Annotated in this window: 14 protein-coding genes; 3 read left to right on the top strand and 11 right to left on the bottom strand. The window is 57.3% G+C overall.

Features of this window, described 5'->3' with window-relative positions; translation table 11 throughout:
* The first annotated feature begins 5 nt into the window (after positions 1-5).
* A complete protein-coding gene (locus AC3WS9_RS08780; protein ID WP_492487811.1) occupies positions 6-2561 on the top strand; it encodes a fimbria/pilus outer membrane usher protein in 2556 nt (851 codons plus the stop codon).
* A complete protein-coding gene (locus AC3WS9_RS08775) occupies positions 2551-3699 on the top strand; it encodes a fimbrial protein (protein ID WP_492487809.1) in 1149 nt (382 codons plus the stop codon). Before AC3WS9_RS08780 ends, AC3WS9_RS08775 begins: the two co-directional genes overlap by 11 nt.
* Before the next feature lie 45 nt (positions 3700-3744).
* Here AC3WS9_RS08775 and cheZ read toward each other — a convergent pair whose 3' ends face one another.
* The 11 genes from cheZ to AC3WS9_RS08720 form a co-directional block, all read right to left on the bottom strand.
* The gene (cheZ, locus tag AC3WS9_RS08770; protein ID WP_282494683.1) at positions 3745-4389 is read right to left on the bottom strand and encodes a protein phosphatase CheZ; all 645 of its coding nucleotides are present in this window, start codon (positions 4387-4389) and stop codon (positions 3745-3747) included.
* Between the two features lie 10 nt (positions 4390-4399).
* Positions 4400-4789: a chemotaxis response regulator CheY gene (gene cheY / locus AC3WS9_RS08765; RefSeq protein ID WP_282494684.1), complete on the bottom strand. Its 390-nt coding sequence runs from the start codon at positions 4787-4789 to the stop codon at positions 4400-4402.
* A gap of 16 nt (positions 4790-4805) precedes the next feature.
* Positions 4806-5855, bottom strand: a complete 1050-nt coding sequence (locus AC3WS9_RS08760) for a protein-glutamate methylesterase/protein-glutamine glutaminase (protein ID WP_282494685.1) — start codon at positions 5853-5855, stop codon at positions 4806-4808.
* Positions 5852-6718 carry a protein-glutamate O-methyltransferase CheR gene (gene cheR, locus AC3WS9_RS08755; RefSeq protein WP_100779756.1) on the bottom strand — a complete coding sequence of 289 codons (867 nt, stop codon included), beginning with the start codon at positions 6716-6718 and terminating at the stop codon, positions 5852-5854. Before cheR ends, AC3WS9_RS08760 begins: the two co-directional genes overlap by 4 nt.
* Before the next feature lie 19 nt (positions 6719-6737).
* The gene (gene tap / locus AC3WS9_RS08750) at positions 6738-8339 is read right to left on the bottom strand and encodes a methyl-accepting chemotaxis protein IV (protein WP_492487806.1); all 1602 of its coding nucleotides are present in this window, start codon (positions 8337-8339) and stop codon (positions 6738-6740) included.
* Between the two features lie 43 nt (positions 8340-8382).
* Positions 8383-10050 (bottom strand): methyl-accepting chemotaxis protein II, encoded by a 1668-nt coding sequence (gene tar, locus AC3WS9_RS08745; RefSeq protein WP_282494687.1) that lies wholly within the window; start codon positions 10048-10050, stop codon positions 8383-8385.
* Between the two features lie 84 nt (positions 10051-10134).
* Positions 10135-11100, bottom strand: a complete 966-nt coding sequence (locus AC3WS9_RS08740; RefSeq protein WP_285144227.1) for a Csu type fimbrial protein — start codon at positions 11098-11100, stop codon at positions 10135-10137.
* Complete coding sequence (locus AC3WS9_RS08735; protein WP_492487803.1) at positions 11097-13481, bottom strand: fimbria/pilus outer membrane usher protein; 2385 nt, start codon at positions 13479-13481, stop codon at positions 11097-11099. Before AC3WS9_RS08735 ends, AC3WS9_RS08740 begins: the two co-directional genes overlap by 4 nt.
* On the bottom strand, positions 13457-14206 hold the full coding sequence (locus AC3WS9_RS08730; protein WP_492487801.1) for a fimbrial biogenesis chaperone: 750 nt from the start codon (positions 14204-14206) through the stop codon (positions 13457-13459). The genes AC3WS9_RS08735 and AC3WS9_RS08730 overlap by 25 nt, the downstream gene beginning before the upstream one ends.
* A 17-nt stretch (positions 14207-14223) precedes the next feature.
* The gene (locus AC3WS9_RS08725; protein ID WP_285149451.1) at positions 14224-14772 is read right to left on the bottom strand and encodes a Csu type fimbrial protein; all 549 of its coding nucleotides are present in this window, start codon (positions 14770-14772) and stop codon (positions 14224-14226) included.
* Positions 14773-14786: 14 nt separating this feature from the next.
* Positions 14787-15356 carry a Csu type fimbrial protein gene (locus AC3WS9_RS08720; protein WP_492487798.1) on the bottom strand — a complete coding sequence of 190 codons (570 nt, stop codon included), beginning with the start codon at positions 15354-15356 and terminating at the stop codon, positions 14787-14789.
* A 428-nt stretch (positions 15357-15784) separates the two neighbouring features.
* Between AC3WS9_RS08720 and AC3WS9_RS08715 the strand changes: the two genes are divergently transcribed.
* The gene (locus AC3WS9_RS08715; RefSeq protein ID WP_492487796.1) at positions 15785-17044 is read left to right on the top strand and encodes a dicarboxylate/amino acid:cation symporter; all 1260 of its coding nucleotides are present in this window, start codon (positions 15785-15787) and stop codon (positions 17042-17044) included.
* The last annotated feature ends 119 nt before the right edge of the window (positions 17045-17163 follow it).

Genomic DNA, 17163 nt, shown 5'->3' with positions numbered 1-17163 from the left:
ACAAAATGGCAAAAGGACTGCATGATGTGTCCCGCCAGCGTTTCTGGCGTCTTAACCCGCTGGTACGTTGTTTGAGTGGTGTTTTACTCGTGACGTCAGTCGGCGCTGAGGCCCGGGAGTACCACTTCGCGCCCTCTTCACTGGAAGGCGACATGCTCTCGCAGCAGAACATCGACCTGTCGCTGTTTTCGCGTGCCAATACCCAACTGCCGGGGGTCTATTCCTCCCGAATCGTGTTCAACGATCGGCGGGCAGGCGATGCCAGTATCACCTATCTCGGTACTAAAAACGGCGAACTGGCACCACAGCTGACGCCGGATATGCTGCGCAACTGGGGTGTGGATATCGATAAGTATCCAAAGCTTGCCGCGCTGGATGCCACGGTTCCTCTGCCTCAACCGCTGGGTAATTACATCCCGCAGGCTTCGGCCACGCTCGATTTCGCCACCATGACGCTGCATCTGAGCATCCCGCAGGCCGCCATAGCCGGGAGTGGCAGAGACTATATCGCCCCTTCACGCTGGGATGACGGTGTCCCTGTCGCGTTCACTGATTATTCGTTTTCCGGCTCACAGAACCAGGACAGTGGCCAAAATACAACAACGAATCAGTATCTTAATATGCGAAGCGGCGCCAATCTCGGCGGCTGGCGCGTGCGCAACTACTCCACGTGGAGTAAAACGGATGACGCCAACAGCTGGGACACGGTCAATACCTACGTACAACATGATATCGATGCGATAAAAGCGCAGTTCACGGGCGGCGAGAGCAGCACTCAGGGTGAAGTGTTCGACAGCCTGCAGTATCGCGGCATCAACGTGGCCTCCGATGAAGAGATGCTACCTTACAGCCAGCGCGGTTTCGCGCCGGTGATTCGTGGTATCGCCAGCTCGAATGCCGAAGTGTCGGTGCGCCAGAATGGGTATCTGATCTATCAGCAGAACGTCGCGCCGGGCGCGTTCGAGATTAACGATCTCTACTCCACCACCAACAGCGGCGACCTGGAAGTGACCGTCAAAGAGGCCGACGGGACCGAGCACCACTTCACCCAGCCTTACTCCAGCATCGCGGTGATGCAGCGGCCTGGACACATGAAATATGAGATCACGGCGGCCCGCTATCGCGCGGACAGCGGCAGCGATCAAAACGAACCGCTCTTTGCTCAGGGAAGTCTAATCTATGGTCTGAACAACAGCATGACGCTGTTTGGCGGACTAACCGCGTCGGATGATTATCAGGCGGTGAACAGCGGCGCGGGTATCGCCCTGGGATTGCTCGGTACCCTGTCAGCGGATGTGACCGCCGCGAAAACGCAGCTCGACAATGGCACCCAGAGCACCGGGCAGTCTTATCGCCTGCTCTACTCCGGTAAAATTGATACCACTGACACTAACTTTACCCTTGCCAGCTATCGCTACTCCACCAGCGGCTACTACAGCTTTGCCGATGCCAATCAGAAATACGATGAGCACGAAGAGGATCTGCTGTTCCATTACAACAAGCGTAACCGCATTCAGGCCAGCGTCAGCCAGAACATCTCCGGCGTCAGTTTTTATCTTAATGGCTATCAGCAGGATTACTGGCATACCTCACAAAAAGAACGAAGTGTCTCAGCGGGCCTGAACACTGTCGTTGAAGGCATAAGCCTTCATGTGGCGTACACCTACAGCAAAACAGACGATGATCGGAGCGATCAGATGGTCTCTTTCGGCTTTAGCATGCCGCTAAGCCGCTTCCTGCCGCGCGCCTGGAGCAGCTATAACCTGAGCAACAGCAAACACGGCTATACCCGCCAAAGCCTGGGGCTCAACGGAACACTGCTGGATGACGAGCGCCTGAGCTACTCGCTGCAGCAAAGCCATTCGAATCACGATGGCGATGACACCAGCAGCCTGTACGGCAGCTATCGCTCGCAGTACGCCAATATGAATGCCGGGTATTACTACTCCTCCGATAATTCCCGACAGCTAAGCTACGGTGTGAGCGGTGCCGTGGTTGCGCACCCGCATGGGGTCACCCTCGCCCAGCCGCTGGGCAGCCAGTTCGCTATCGTCAACGCGAACCACGCGTCAGGCGTGCGTTTCCAGAACCAGCGCGGCATTCAGACCGACTGGCAGGGCAATGCGGTGATTCCGTCCCTGAGTCCGTATCAGGAAAACAGCATCCGTGTTGATACCACCAGTCTGCCGGAAGATGTCGATACGACCGAAACGGAGGTCACGGTTATCCCTTCCCGTAATGCCGCGGTCGTGGCGAATTTCGATGCCCATGTAGGCTATCGCGTCCTGATCACGCTCATGCGCCCGGATGGCAAAACGGTACCTTTCGGCGCCATCGTTACCGCCCTCTCGCCAGTTATCAGCGGTATCGTTGATGATAAGGGCACTGTTTACCTGGCAGGGGTCTCTGACACCGTTCAGTTAAGCGTGAAATGGGGAAGTGCAGCGGATCAGCAATGCACCGCCCATGTCTCTCTCGGTGCGGCAGTACAGGCTTCAAATCCGGCGGGAATTCGCTCCGTCAATGCCCTTTGTCAGCAGGAACCACAACATGTTAATTAATTCAATTTCACGTTTTTTTTCAGGAGTGTTGTTCCTGTGCCTCTGCATTCCTGTTTCGGCGCAAGCCGTGACGATTTTGCACAACTGTTTTGTCCCTGTGGATTACCACATCGCATACGACCGTGATCTCACGACGAATGAAAATCTGGCTGGTCACGACGTTGATGTTCCGGGACATCTGGTTGCAGAGAGTACGGTCATGGAGGCTAATTGTACTTGCCCTTCTTCAATGGATGAGACAATTGCGGTCAAGGAATTAACATTGGCAGGAAGCCCGCTTCCGCCGGGAAGCGACGACTATGGTTATCTCACCGATAAGTTTGATATTGACGTTGGGGGGTATGACGATGCGATCAATTCTCCTGACGGATCGGGGTTACACCCGTTAAGCATAAATCAATATCCAACCCCCATCGCTTCGATGTCAAAATTTGCGGACAATAGAATTGTCCCAGAAAACACAAACAGCGTATGCAGCGAAAGCACTCGTCCGGAGAAGTCTCCCCCTGCAAAACGCCAGTTCCGCTGGAACGTCATGAATGCCACGTTTCACATTAAAAAACCGATTCTCGGCAAAGAGATTATTCCCCCTACCCTGGTGGTTCAGAACTATGCCTGCCTCTATTACGATACTGGGAGCTGTGATGCTGCAAGCGCACAACTGGTATCCAACATCTGGCTCAGCGGATCCCTTTCCGCTCCCCTCAGTTGCACAATCAACGAAGGCAGCACCATCGAGGTCGATTTTGGCAACATCGTCAGCAAGCAGTTCAAAGTCAAAGGTGTTATGCCGCAGGGCTATACGCTGAAAAACGTGGACATCTCCTATCACTGTGACGATAACGCCGTGGGGAATGATAACCGCATTAAACTGACGCTCAGCGCCGATCAAGGTGTCGTTGACAGCAGCGATCCGCTAATAGCCAAAATGCTGGGCCGGGATGACGTCGGGGTCAGAGTATTTACTGAAAGCGATAAGGATGTCGCACTCGACGGCAGCTACGAGTTTCCGGTCACCATGGACGAGCAGGGAAATGGTTCAGTGAAGATCAAAGCGGCGCCCGTGAGCACAACCCGTGCCACGCCGGAACCGGGTAAATTTGAAGGGAACGTGACGGTAAAAATGGATTTGCGATAAAGGCTCCTCAGGCTGCGCACGCAGCCTGAGAAAACCTCGCCGGGATTAGAAGCCGAGACTGTCCAGCAGATCGTCCACCTGATCCTGGCTGGCTACCACGCCCGCCTTGGTGGTGTCGAGCTGCGGGCCATTGAGCAGGCTTTCGTTCTCGCGTTTCGGACGCGCCGCAGGCTCTGGCATATTCTCCAGCAGCACCATCAGCAGCTGACGTTCGATCTCCTGAATCACATCCATCATGCGCTTGATCACCTGACCCGTCAGGTCCTGGAAATCCTGCGCCATCATGATGTCCAGCAGCTGCGCGTTGGTGAAGCTGGTGTGTCCCGGGACATCGCCCAGATACTGACGGGTATCCGTCACCAGCTCACGGGCATCCGCGAGTTCGATTGGGTTTTCGAACCACTCGTCCCAGCGTTTGCTCAGGGCTTTCGCCCCCTTTTCCATCTCGTCCTGGTGCGGTTGAGAGGCTTCAACGCTGTTCAGCGCGCGTTCTGCCGCCTGAGCGGTCATCTGCACAACATAGTCGAGACGGTCGCGCGCATCGGGGATGGCTTCTGCCGCTTCGGCAATCGCCTGATCTAAGCCCAGCTCGCGCAGGCTGTCGCGTAACATACGCGTCAGGCTGCCGATACGGACAATAATCTCATTGGCCGAATGTTCCTCGACCGGTTTCATAGCAGGTTTTATCATCACCAGCACCTCACATGCCGAGTTTCTCGAAGATTTTGCCGAGTTTCTCTTCCAGAATCGCCGCCGTAAATGGTTTCACCACATACCCGCTTGCGCCCGCCTGTGCTGCCGCAATAATGTTCTCTTTCTTCGCTTCTGCTGTCACCATCAGAACCGGAAGAGCGGACATTTTGCCGTCAGCGCGAATCGTTTTGAGCAGATCCAGACCGTCCATATTTGGCATGTTCCAGTCAGAGATCACAAAATCAAAGCCACCGGCCTGTAATTTGTTGAGGGCGTCAACGCCATCTTCTGCTTCTTCAACGTTATTAAAACCTAGCTCTTTCAGCAGGTTGCGCACGATACGACGCATGGTGGAAAAGTCATCCACAACCAAAAATCTGAGCTCTTTGTCCGCCATAAAAACCTTCTCCTCGTTAAATACGTATTGCCTGTCCGGCACTGATTTTCGCCAGCATCTGCTGGCTTACCTGGCTAAGATCGACCACTTCGCTCACGCCACCCATATTGATGGCCTCGCGCGGCATGCCGAACACCACACAACTTGCTTCATTCTGCGCAATCGTCCAGGCGCCAGCCTGGTGCATCGCGAGCATTCCGGCGGCGCCATCGTTGCCCATCCCCGTCAGGATCACCCCAACGGCGTTGCGCCCCGCATGTTTCGCCACCGAATGAAACAGCACATCCACAGACGGACGGTGCCGGTTAACCGGCGGACCGTCATGAATTTTGATTTGATAGTTAGCGCCACTGCGCGCCAGCTCCATATGCTTGTCGCCCGGTGCGATATAGGCGTGACCCGGCAGAACACGTTCACCGTCTTCCGCCTCTTTCACGCTAATCTGGCATAGCTTATTCAGGCGCTCAGCGAACGAACGGGTAAAGCCTGGCGGCATATGCTGGGTAATAAGAATACCCGGGCTTGAGAGCGGCAATGGCTGGAGTACATGGCGAATTGCCTCTGTTCCTCCGGTTGACGCGCCGATCACCAGCAGTTTTTCCGAACTCAGCAGCGGACCGGCCTTCAACGTCGCAGGGACGGCCGCAGGGGTGTGCGCCGTCAGTTTGGCGCGCGACGCGGTGCGGATCTTCTCGGCGATCATCTCGCTGTAGGCAAGCATCCCTTCGCGAATGCCCAGCTGCGGTTTGGTGACAAAATCCACCGCTCCCAGCTCCAGCGCGCGCAGGGTAATTTCTGAACCTTTCCCGGTCAGCGAGGAGACCATCACCACCGGCATGGGACGCAGACGCATCAATTTCTCAAGGAAATCAATCCCGTCCATGCGCGGCATTTCGACGTCCAGCGTCAGCACATCGGGGTTAAATTTCTTAATTAAATCCCGCGCGACGAGCGGATCGGGCGCAGTCGCCACCATCTCCATGTCGCTATGGCTATTGATAATTTCAGTCATGATCTGGCGCATCAACGCGGAATCATCGACAGACAACACCCTGATCTTACTCATGCTTTTTCCTTACTCAGCGCATATACCGTCTGGCCGCGCAGAACAAATTCGCGGGCGAGGTTGCTGAAGTTCTCCGAATGCCCGGCAAACAGCAAGCCATCGGGCTTGAGCAGCGGAGCAAAACGGCGCAGGATCTCCTGCTGCGTCGTTTTATCAAAATAAATCATTACGTTACGGCAAAATATCGCGTCGAAAGGACCCGGTACGTTGTACTGTTTATCGAGCAAATTGACCGGAGCGAACTCCACGCAATTCGCCAGCTCCTGACGCACGCGAACCAGCCCTTCATGCGGGCCTGTGCCGCGCATGAAGTAACGCTGCAGCTGCTGCGGCGACAGGGTTTTCAGCTCGTCCTGGCGATAGACGCCGTTGCGCGCTTTCTCCAGCACTTCGGTGTCGATATCGCTGGCATACACCTTCCAACGGCCGGGCGCCATGCCCAGCGTATCGGCAAGGGTAATCGCCAGCGAGTAAGGCTCTTCGCCCGTCGACGCCGCCGCGCTCCAGACACGATATTCTCCGCTACGACGGCGGGCATGTTCCGCCAGTACCGGGAAGTGGTGACCTTCGCGGAAAAATGCCGTCAGGTTCGTGGTCAGCGAGTTGATAAAGGCCTGCCACTCGGCGCTGTTAGGGTTTGCCTCCAGCATGCCCAGATAACGACCAAAATCATCAAGCTCCAGGGTGCGTAAGCGCCGGACCAGTCGGTTGTAGACCATGTCTCGCTTATGGTCGGCAAGCACAATCCCTGCACGCTGGTAAATCAACTGACATATCCGACGAAAATGCGCGTCGGACAGCGCGAGGCGCTGGGTCATTTGCTGCAATAATGACGATTGCCCCGAGGGGTTTGGTGAGGTCATAGCGCCTTCTTTATCACTTTCAGGTTACAACTGGCACGGCCTGTGACCGCCCGACTTCTGCTACTTTTTCGACTTGCTCTTTTACGTTAAAAACGGCGACCAGACCCGTCAGATGATCGGCCTGGTTGGCGAGCTGGTCGGTAGCGGCAGCCGCTTCTTCAACAAGAGAAGCGTTCTGTTGCGTTACCTGATCCATCTGCGTCACGGCCAGTGCGACCTGTTCGATGCCGCGACGCTGTTCGTCTGAGGCGGAAGCAATTTCGCCCATAATGTCGTTTACACGCGTCACCGAGGTGACAATTTCCGTCATCGTGTGGGCAGCGGTATCCACCAGCTGAGAACCCTGTTGCACCCGAGAGACGGACTCTTCAATCAATACCTTGATCTCTTTCGCCGCGTTCGCGCTGCGGCTGGCGAGATTGCGCACTTCGCCTGCCACTACCGCAAAACCACGGCCCTGTTCACCGGCACGCGCCGCTTCAACGGCGGCGTTCAATGCCAGAATGTTCGTCTGAAACGCGATACCGTCGATCACGCTAATAATGTCGCCAATTTTCTGCGAGCTGGTGGCGATCTGCTGCATGGTGCTGGCCACATGCGACGCCTGATCCCCGCCCTTCTTCGCCGTTAAAGCCGCCTGTTTCGCCAGGTCCGATGCCTGCCGGGCGTTGTCGGCGTTCTGACTGACGGTGGCCGTCAGCTCTTCCATACTGGCCGCCGTTTGCGCCAGAGACGCAGCCTGCTGCTCAGTACGGGACGACAAATCGTTGTTCCCCGCCGCGATTTCGGAAATACCGGTGTGCATCGCATAGCTACCCTGTCGCACATCGGTCACCGTTTCGCGAAGCGATCCTTGCATCGCTTTCAGGCTGGCAAAAATGGCCGAAATTTCGTTCTTACCAAACACCGCCACCGGACGCGCCAGGTTGCCTTTGGCGATGCTGTCAAAATGGCTGCTGATAATCGCCAGCGGCAGGACGATCATCTTGCGCGACCAGAGCAGCGCCCCGCCGGTGAGGAGCAGCGCCAGAATCACCACGGTGGCGAAAATCACCCCCGACATGTGATAGCTGGTGCGGCTGTCGCTGCTCGCCTCTTCAACGAACTGGTTCATATCCTGCTGCCAGGCGTTAAAGCTTTTATCAAACGCGGCCTGGGAGTCCTGCACCGGTGCCGTCAGAAAATCTGACAGCTGGTTGTTCTCAAGCCAGGTGGCCTGATGCTCCAGATCGCTATGCCACTGGCTATAGCCCTTTTGCATCTCGGCTTTCAGCGCTTTGGCTTTGTCGCTGAGCGCCTCCTGCGCGCCGAAGGCGTTAAACTGCGCTTCGGCCTGTTTCAGGCTGTTACGCGCGGTGGTCATCAGCGCCTTGATGTCATCAGGCGGATAACTTAATGCCGTTAATGTGCCCGCTTTATTCAGCGCGGTGCTGGCCTGCAAAAGCACCGCGCGGGTTTGCGCGAGCGAGGAGCGCTGCTGATTACTCGTCTCAACTTCCTGTAAGTTCTGATAGCCATCGCGAAAAGCCCAGAAAGACAATCCATTACTGCCAACTTGCAACACACCGCAAAGGATCAGAATCAAAAACAGTGTGGTCGAGATACGAATACGATTTAACATCCACGCTCCCATCAAGCGGTCATTAGCCGCGGTTAAATGTCAGTCAAAATGTTTCCCAGTTTTCTTCTTGTCCGGCGGCCTGCGCGCGGGTGTTGTTCATCCTTGCGGCAGGCGCGGCCCCGGCAGAGACTGCCCGGGACGCCACCGTATTTTGTGGTCCAGAGGTAAGGCGAAACGCCGAGACGGCCATCTTCAGACGGCTCGCCTGGTCTTCCAGCGCAGCGGCCGCGGCCGCGGACTCCTGCACCAGCGCGGCGTTTTGTTGTGTGACGCGATCCATTTCGGACACCGCCAGCGCCACCTGGTCGATCCCGCGACTCTGCTCATCGGATGCAGAGGCGATTTCGCCCATAATGTCGGTCACGCGCGTCACCGCGTTGACGATGTCGTTCATGGTTTCACCCGCGCTTTCAACCAGCACGGAGCCGGTATCGACGCGCGCGACAGAATCTTCAATCAGGGATTTGATCTCTTTTGCCGCGTTGGCGCTGCGGCTCGCCAGGTTGCGCACTTCCCCGGCGACGACGGCAAAGCCACGCCCCTGCTCGCCCGCACGCGCCGCTTCAACGGCGGCGTTCAGGGCGAGGATGTTGGTCTGGAAGGCAATCCCGTCGATCACGCTGATGATATCGGCGATTTTTTTCGAGCTGCCGGCGATCTCGTGCATGGTTTTCACCACGCCATCCACCACCTTGCCGCCGCGCTGCGCGGTTTCGGAAGCGCTTTCAGCCAGATGCGCCGCCTGACGGGCGTTATCGGCGTTTTGCTTAACGGTCGCGGTGAGTTCTTCCATGCTGGCGGCGGTCTCTTCCAGGGCAGAGGCCTGCTCTTCGGTACGCGAGGAGAGATCGTTATTGCCCATGGCGATTTCGCTGGTGCCGGTGTAGATCGCATCCGATCCCTGACGCACGTTGGTGACGGTGTCGGTCAGAGAGCGCTGCATGTGATCGACGCTGCCCGCCAGCTCGGTGATTTCGTTACGACCGGAAATCACCAGCGTTTTGGTCAGGTCGCCACTGGCGATTTCACGAATGTGACCAATCACCCGCGCCAGCGGGTTGAGCAGAATGGCGCGGATGCCGTACCACACGCCGACCAGCACGATCACCAGCGCGAGGGCCAGGATCGCCATCTGCCATTTGGCAAAGTGGTAGTCGCTTTTGCTTTCGTTGAAGGCCGCGAGGTACTGCTCGCTGCTGGCGGTAGCGTATTCGCTCAGCGCTTTGCCGAGGGCGTTTTGCATCCCCTGCGTCGGCTGGGCGAAATAGGCGTCCATATTGCCGTTTTCGAGGAACTGGGTCAGTTCAGCCAGTCCGGCAGCATAGGCCGTGTATTTTTCGTCAATGTTTTCGCTCGCCTGCACCATGGAAGGCAGCGGCGTAATCTTTTTGAAGGCGTCGTAGTGTTTCGCGGCATCGGCCAGGGTCGCGCGCGCATTTTTCAGCAGATCGGTTTTAGCGCTGCTCTGCTGATTGTTCGGGTCCATCATCATGCGGGCGGAAGAGCGGCTCAGGTTGATACGCGTTTGCAGCATCAGATCCCAGGTCGACGTCAGCTCACTCTGCTGGAGACGTAAATCATTGGAAACAGCAAAACTCTGCTGGTTATTTTTTAAGGATGAGAAAAACAGCCCACCGGAAATAAGCTGAAGAAGTGCGAAAATGACCAGCACCATCATCAGCATTGTGACAACGCGGATACGGTTCAACATACAACACCTTCTCTAAGAATTATTAGTGGTGTTATCGGCACAGGCTGCGGGAACTTTACATTTGCGAAAGGGAAAAACGTCGGCTCAGAATGCGACGTCGACAATCAGGGTGTCGGAGTAGGTTCCGGCGGGAGGTGTGGTCTGGCTGGTGAGCACTTTGGCGGTGTAGTTATAGGTGCGCAGAAGCCCGTCAGTACTGACCTGTGATGAGGTGGCGCTCGTCCAGCGCTCGGTTCCGCTGCCGCCCCAGCGGTTGCTGGTCGCCTCTTTATAAATGTCGTAATTAATATAATTACCGTTGCTTACCATTCGGCGCACGCCATTCGAGGCATTGGCACCATTGTTGATGCCGATGGTGTAGGTGCTGCCCTTGGTGCAGGTGACGGAAATGGCCTGCGAGACGGTGGGAAAATTTTGCACCAGCGGCGCGCTGTTAAAGTTGACGTTTGGCGTGGTCATCGCGCTGCAATCGTTGGTGACGTTCATGTTGAGCGTAATGCTGGTGGTGGCGGTGCCGGTTTGCGGCGTGAGGCAAAGTCCGACGGCCCCGACGGAACAGACGTTGTAGTTAATGCTAAAGGTCAGCACCACCTGATACGGCCCCGCCGTCACGTTTTGCCCCGCAACCGTGCGGAAATAAAGAGGGATGTTGTACTGCTTGGCCCCCAGCAGGTTGAGCAGCGTGGCGCCGCTCCAGGTATAGGCTTTGGCGATTTGCACTTCGCTGCTGCCGGAACAGCCCGACAGTCCGCACAGCCGGGTGGGAATGACATCGGTGATGGTCGCATTGTCCGTGCGTTTCATGGTCGCGCGGCTGTTGGCTGAGACGGTCGCGGCGGTGTAGTTCAGGGTCACGGAGTCATTGGTGATGAGGTTCAGGATCGCATCGCAGCTCACCACCAGCGTGCCGGTGGTTTCGACTTCGCCCGTGCCGCTCAAGGCAAACGACGTCACGCTGCCGAAATTCGCATTGACGGTGCTGATGTTACACACCGCCCAACTGCCGCCCGAGAACATCAGCAGCATCAGGGCGATCAGCAGGCGTTTCACGGGGCCTCCCGGCAGGTCAGCGGCCCGAAGGTTTGCAGCTTGTGATCCGGATTCGCGCCGATGGTCAGGGTGGCGTAACAGCGTTTCCCCTCCGGCAGAATCACTTCCAGCGGGTTCACGGTGTTGAGATTCTCCAGCCAGGCGATGCCGTCATACCCGACCACCGCCGTGCTGCGCGCCGCGCGTTTCACCTGGCTCCCGACGGGGATCGCCTCCCCTTGCGGATCGTGCAAAATCACGCTCGCCACCCGCTCCTGCTCCATCGGGAAATCCACCAGATAACCGCTGTGACGGCGAATGGCGACGCGGCGCTCCGTCTCTTTAAGCCGCGTATCGGCGGGTAGATTGAGCGTGTTGATGCTGTAGCTCGCCGGGTAGTAGGCCGATACGCCGCTGACCAGCAGATAGCCGTTGTGATTGGTTTTGCCGACCGGCTGGTTTTCGTAGTTGACCGGCACGTCCGGGTGGCCGTCGGTGCTGATCACCACGAAGGCGTCGTTGATTTTATTGGCAGCAAACAGCTCGTTGTCCATCAGGACGATCGAGCCCATCGCCTCGCCCCACCAGGTCATCATGTCCTGCTCGCCGTATCCCCCGCCCTGCACTTCAATATTGTTGTTGCGCCAGCCCAACGTCGCCTGCTGATAGTTTTGCGATCTCGACTGATTCGCCCACGCCATATTCCAGCTCAGTCCGCCGTCGGACGGCATCGAGTGGTTGTAGTTGATGCGCTGAGTGCTGCCGGAATCCGGCGTGTTTTCGAAAGTGACGGCAGCGCTGTCCCGCTCGCCTATCGGAATTTGCAGGGACATCGCCACCGTCCAGTCGCCGCGCTGCTGATCGCGGCTGGCGGCGAGATAAATACTGCTGCTTCCCCACAGATTGCGGCTCCAGGAGAGGTTCAGCAGCTCGGTTTTCTGGCTGTCAAAACTCTCCACGCCAATCCACGCCGCGCCGATATTGCCGTAGTTACCGAGATTAAAGGTGAGCGAATACTGGTCGGTATTGCGGCTCAGGCTGGCGATGGGCTGATCGTGCTCATCATAGATAGTCGGCTGGTCGTAGAGCGCCAGGTTGCCGTATCCGCGATCGCGCCGGGAGTGCTGCGTCGCGAGGCTAAAGGCGCTGGTGCTGTACTGATAGCCCCAGTTGATCTGCCCGCCGTCGTCGCCTCGCATTCGGCTGTGGGTGTATGAGCCGTTGACCACGCCGAGCTGCCCCAGTTTGACCACCGTTCCCGCCCCGCCGAGGGCCAGCTCTTCTGCCGCTTCGCCGTGCCCTTCCAGCGTCAGCCAGTCGGTTAAGCCGTAGCGGTACGAGCCACTGCCCGCCGCCGGGCCGTAGTCAAAATTCTTGATGCCGTAGCTGCGACGCAGACTCCCCAGCGTCACCGCCCCGTCGCTCAGCCCCTGCTTGAGGAGATCGCTGGTGACATAGAACGGCATGGTGGTGCTGACCTGGCGCCCGAGCGCATCGGTGGTGATCAGCACCGCGTCCCCTGCACCGTTGATGTAGGGCAGATTAGTCAGGGTGAACGGGCCGGGCTGGAGCTGCGTCGAGCCGGAACGGTAGCCGTTGATGAACAGATCCACCGATGTCGGCACCGCCGCTTCGCCGGAAAACTCCGGCAGCGGCCAGGTGACCAGGTCCGGGCGCAAGGAGAAGTCGCGCCCGTAGCTGATCCCGCCCATGCGTACGCTGCTGCTCCAGCTTAACGCATCGCTGATCACATCCCCGGCGGTCCAGGTGGTCGCGTCGTCTTCATTGGTGATCATCACCGTGGTGTCGTAACGGACGTACCCTTCCTGCTGGCCCGAGTCGCCGGCAAAACTTTTGCGCGTGTACCCGGTTGAAGAGAGCGACCCGTTTTCATTGAAATAGCGGAACTCGTGCCAGAGCGAGGCCTGGCCGCCGATGTGTTCCGTGTGATTGGTGTAGAGATCGTAATTGAGCAGCGCGCCCCTGCCATACTGGGGCTTGCTCTGGGCGGTCTGTCCGCCGAAGGGCGTGACCCGAGTCGATACCCAGTCGCGCGGGACGCTCAACAGCAGGCGCTGGGCGGCACTGTCATACTCCACGCGCACATGCGCCAGCCGGGAGAGATCGACTTCGCCGTTCGGCACCTGTTCCGGCGGCAGACCGGCGCGCAGCAGATCGGCGCTGGAGATAAAAAAAGTCCCGTTGCGCTGCGTGACGGGGACCACCAGGCCGGTGTCGTAGTGGTTGATCACCACCGAAAGCTGAAACACGGCCTCGCTGTTGAGCGCCTGCGCATCCGGCGGGGGCGGTAAACTGTCATCACCGTTTTCGGCCCAGGCGCTGGTCGTCACGCAAAGCAGGATGATCATCGCCGGTTTCAGTGGGCGGGCGCCGACTGCCATTGCGCGTTCCCGGCGTTAATTTGCGCACTCATCTGGCTGGCCTGATGCACGCCTGCCGGCAGCGGCCAGCTGCGGGTGCTGTCCGGGAGGACGTAGCCCAGCAGGCCGTCGGCGATGGTCCGCTTGTCGAGCACCACCTGGCTCAGACGGACGTGGACATCGCCCCGATTGCGTACCTGCAGCGCGGGTTTACCGTCCTCCTGCACAATTTTCCAGCTCAGGTTTTGTGGCTCCGCCAGGGCGTGATGCGCCCCCTCTTTGATTGTCGGGATGCCCTGGCCGTAGACGAACAGCGGAATGGAGTAGCGCATCTGGATTTTGAGGCCGATTTCGGGACGGGATTTGTCGCCGGGCTGGGGGATTTCGTCGACGATAATGCGGTAGGCTTGCTCGACGCCCATCGGAACGTCGTTCTGTTTGATCAGACGAATCAGCTGCTTGCCGTCTTTGCCAATGGTGACAATCGGTGGGCTGGCGACCACATCCTGCTGAGCGGTGTAGCGCTCGAAACCGTTCTCCTGCTTCCAGCGCATAATGCGCACCTGCATGATGGTGGCGCTGTTACCCTGATTCTGGATCCACAGCTCAGTGGCTTTAGTATCCGCCGAAAGCCAGGGGTCGATCGGCCACAGCAGAATGGTCGCCGCCGCATTGGCCCTCCCCGTCATCACGGCCAGGACGGCCCACATCCCCAGTACGCCATAGCGAATAGATGATGCCTTCATTGACCTTCTCCCTTAGATCACCATGACAAGGTCACAGTGAGTTGATCTGAATAGGTGCCAGCCGGGCTAAACCCCGTCAGCAGCGCCACACCAAACAGCGGCAGCGCAATATTGTTGCTATTGGTATAGGTCACCGGCACCGCCTGATTGACCCCGATCTCACTGTTAGCCGCCAGCGAACTGCTGCTGTACAGGCGGTAGGCCACCATTTCCGTACCGCTGGCCCGCTGCATCCTGCGCACCGAAGAGTAGTGCTGCCCGCCGTCGATGCTCATGCTCAGGGCGACGTTGGGCGTGCAGGCGATCGACAAGGAGCCGTTCGGCACAAAGCTGGTGCTGACCTGCCCGGTCGCAACGCCGGATCGCGTACCGAAGTTAAGCGTCCCGAGCACGCCGCCGGTGCCTGTTGTCACCGAACAGCCCGGCACGATCGTCGCCGACACCTGAAACGACTGCGAGGTGACCGCGTGCGCCGTTCCCACTGCCGCTACCCCGGCGATGAGCACAAATAAAAGGCGCAGTTTTCCCTCTGCGATTTTTCGCAGACGTGAGATGACATCGGTCATTTCCGGCGCTGGAACTAGTAGGTCACGCTGACGTTAATGGTGTCCGTATAGGTTCCCGGTACCACGGTGACGCTGTTTCCGCCCCCGGTAATTCGGCCATACAGGGTGTAGCTGTCGACGCCGCCTGCGGTGGAGGCCACCGGGAGCGGTGCGTTGTTGGCGATCACGTTGTTAAATCCGCTGTCGCTAAACAGGCTGTAGGCCACACCCTGCGCGGTGTTGGCGGTATTCACCAGGTAGCGCGCAGGCGTGCCCGGCGTGCCAACAACGGTGCCCGGTGCGGTGGAGTTGGTGTTTCCGGTGATCGCCACCGTATAGCTGGCGGTCGTACACTGGATGGTGAAGGTGTTCCCTCCGCTGGCACCCGCTAACTGGGTGGTGAGGGTGGAGAAAGTGGCGGGATGGGTCCCGAAATCGAGGCTACCGAAATTGATGCCGTTTTGAGTCGGAGAGCCGTTGATCAGACAGCCGTTGGTTAATGTCAACGTGGCACCGATGGTTCCGCTGCTGGTCACCGCCATCGCCTGCTGCGCCGCGAAAATCAGCATGCCGCCCGTACAGATCAGAAGGAGTTTACTTTTCATTTACAGCCCTCCAGAAAGTGTTGCCCTTCGTATTTTATTTATACCACTCAATCTGTTAGCACCACTTAACATTCCCAATCAGCGCTTATTGAGAATTTAGTTTATGGATCGCGGTTCAACCACCAGGGCAAATGGACCTCATACCTTTGCCCTATTGATGTTTTATTCCAATTTAAAACAATAAGTTACATGTTGGGTGATAGGTTTGAACACCGCTTTGTTGAGGATATATTCACAATAATGTGATTAGCGTCACAATATATCGCTCGCCCGTTAGCAACAAAATTAATAAAACTTAAAAATTTGTTGTATCTGCATTCGCTTTACTTCAATTTATGCGATGAATGTATTTGTGCGCTGAAATAAAAAAAACATATGACTCAGCGCACTGATGACAACTTAGGCGCATAAACAGAGGGTCTTTTTTCGTGGCAAGTGCAAACAAACTCACGCTCTTCATCGTGATTTTCATGCTGGCGGGTATTCTTTCAGGGGCAGTCATTCACGAGTACGCGTCTGCCGACGCTATCGCGACCTGGGCAGACAACATCACACTCCTCACCGATATTTTCCTCCGACTGATCAAAATGGTGATCGCTCCGCTGGTGTTCAGCACACTGACGGTGGGCATTATGAAGCTCGGTGAAACCTCCACCATTGGCCGCGTCGGCGGGAAAGCGATGGTTTGGTTTATCAGCTCCTCGGTGCTATCCATATTGGTCGGTCTGTTTATTGTCACCCTGGAACAGCCCGGCACGGGCCTGAACCTGACGATCCCTGCGGGCTCTGTCGACACCGGGCTGGCGGTCAGCGGGATGTCGCTGAAGGGGTTCCTGTCGCACACACTTCCGACCAGTATTGTCGGCGCGATGGCGAATAATGAAATTCTGCAGATCGTGGTCTTCTCAATGTTCTTCGGCATCGGCGGTGCGTCCCTGGGCGAGAAGTTCAACGCCCCGCTGGTCGCCGCGCTGGACGTGGTCTCGCATATCATGCTGAAGGTGACCGGCTACGTGATGTACGTTGCGCCGCTGGCGATTTTCGCCGCCATCTCTTCGGTCATCGCCACCCAGGGGCTGGGCATTTTGCTCAACTACGCCTCGTTTATCGGCGGATATTACGTCGCTATTCTGCTGACCTGTCTGGTGCTGCTGGCGGTGGGCTATATGGTGCTGAAAAAAGAGGTTTTCCGTCTGGTCAGCATGCTGAAAGATCCGGTGCTGGTGGCCTTTACCACCAGTAGCTCAGAGGCCGCTTACCCGAAAACGCTGGAGCAGCTCACCCGCTTTGGCTGCTCGCGCAATATCGTCTCCTTCGTCCTGCCGATTGGTTACTCCTTCAACCTGGTCGGCTCAATGGTCTATTGCTCCTTTGCGTCGATGTTTATCGCCCAGGCTTACAATATTCATCTGAGCTTTGCCGAAGTGACCGTCCTGATGCTCACGCTCATGCTGGCCTCAAAAGGGATCGCCGGTGTCCCGCGTTCCGCGCTGGTGGTGCTCGCCGCGACTATCCCGAGTTTCAACATTCCGGTTGCGGGGATTTTGCTGCTGATGGGGATCGATCACTTCCTCGATATGGGCCGCTCGGCGATTAACGTACTGGGCAACGGGATCGCCACCGCGATGCTGGCGCAGAATGAGGGCTTGCTGGAAGAAGAGCCAGAGCTGGTGGAGCAGGAAGCGTAAGGCATAAAAAAAGCCGGGTGGCGCTGACGCTTACCCGGCCTGTTTTTTTAATCTGAATTTACTTCCCACATTTTCCTGATACCCATCTCATCATTTTATTTATTCATCCAACAAATTTA

The organism is Lelliottia sp. EB106-05-01-XG201, assembly GCF_058791735.1.
The sequence above is the reverse complement of the archived record's forward strand: the minus strand, read 5'-3'. Positions and strand labels throughout refer to the sequence as shown.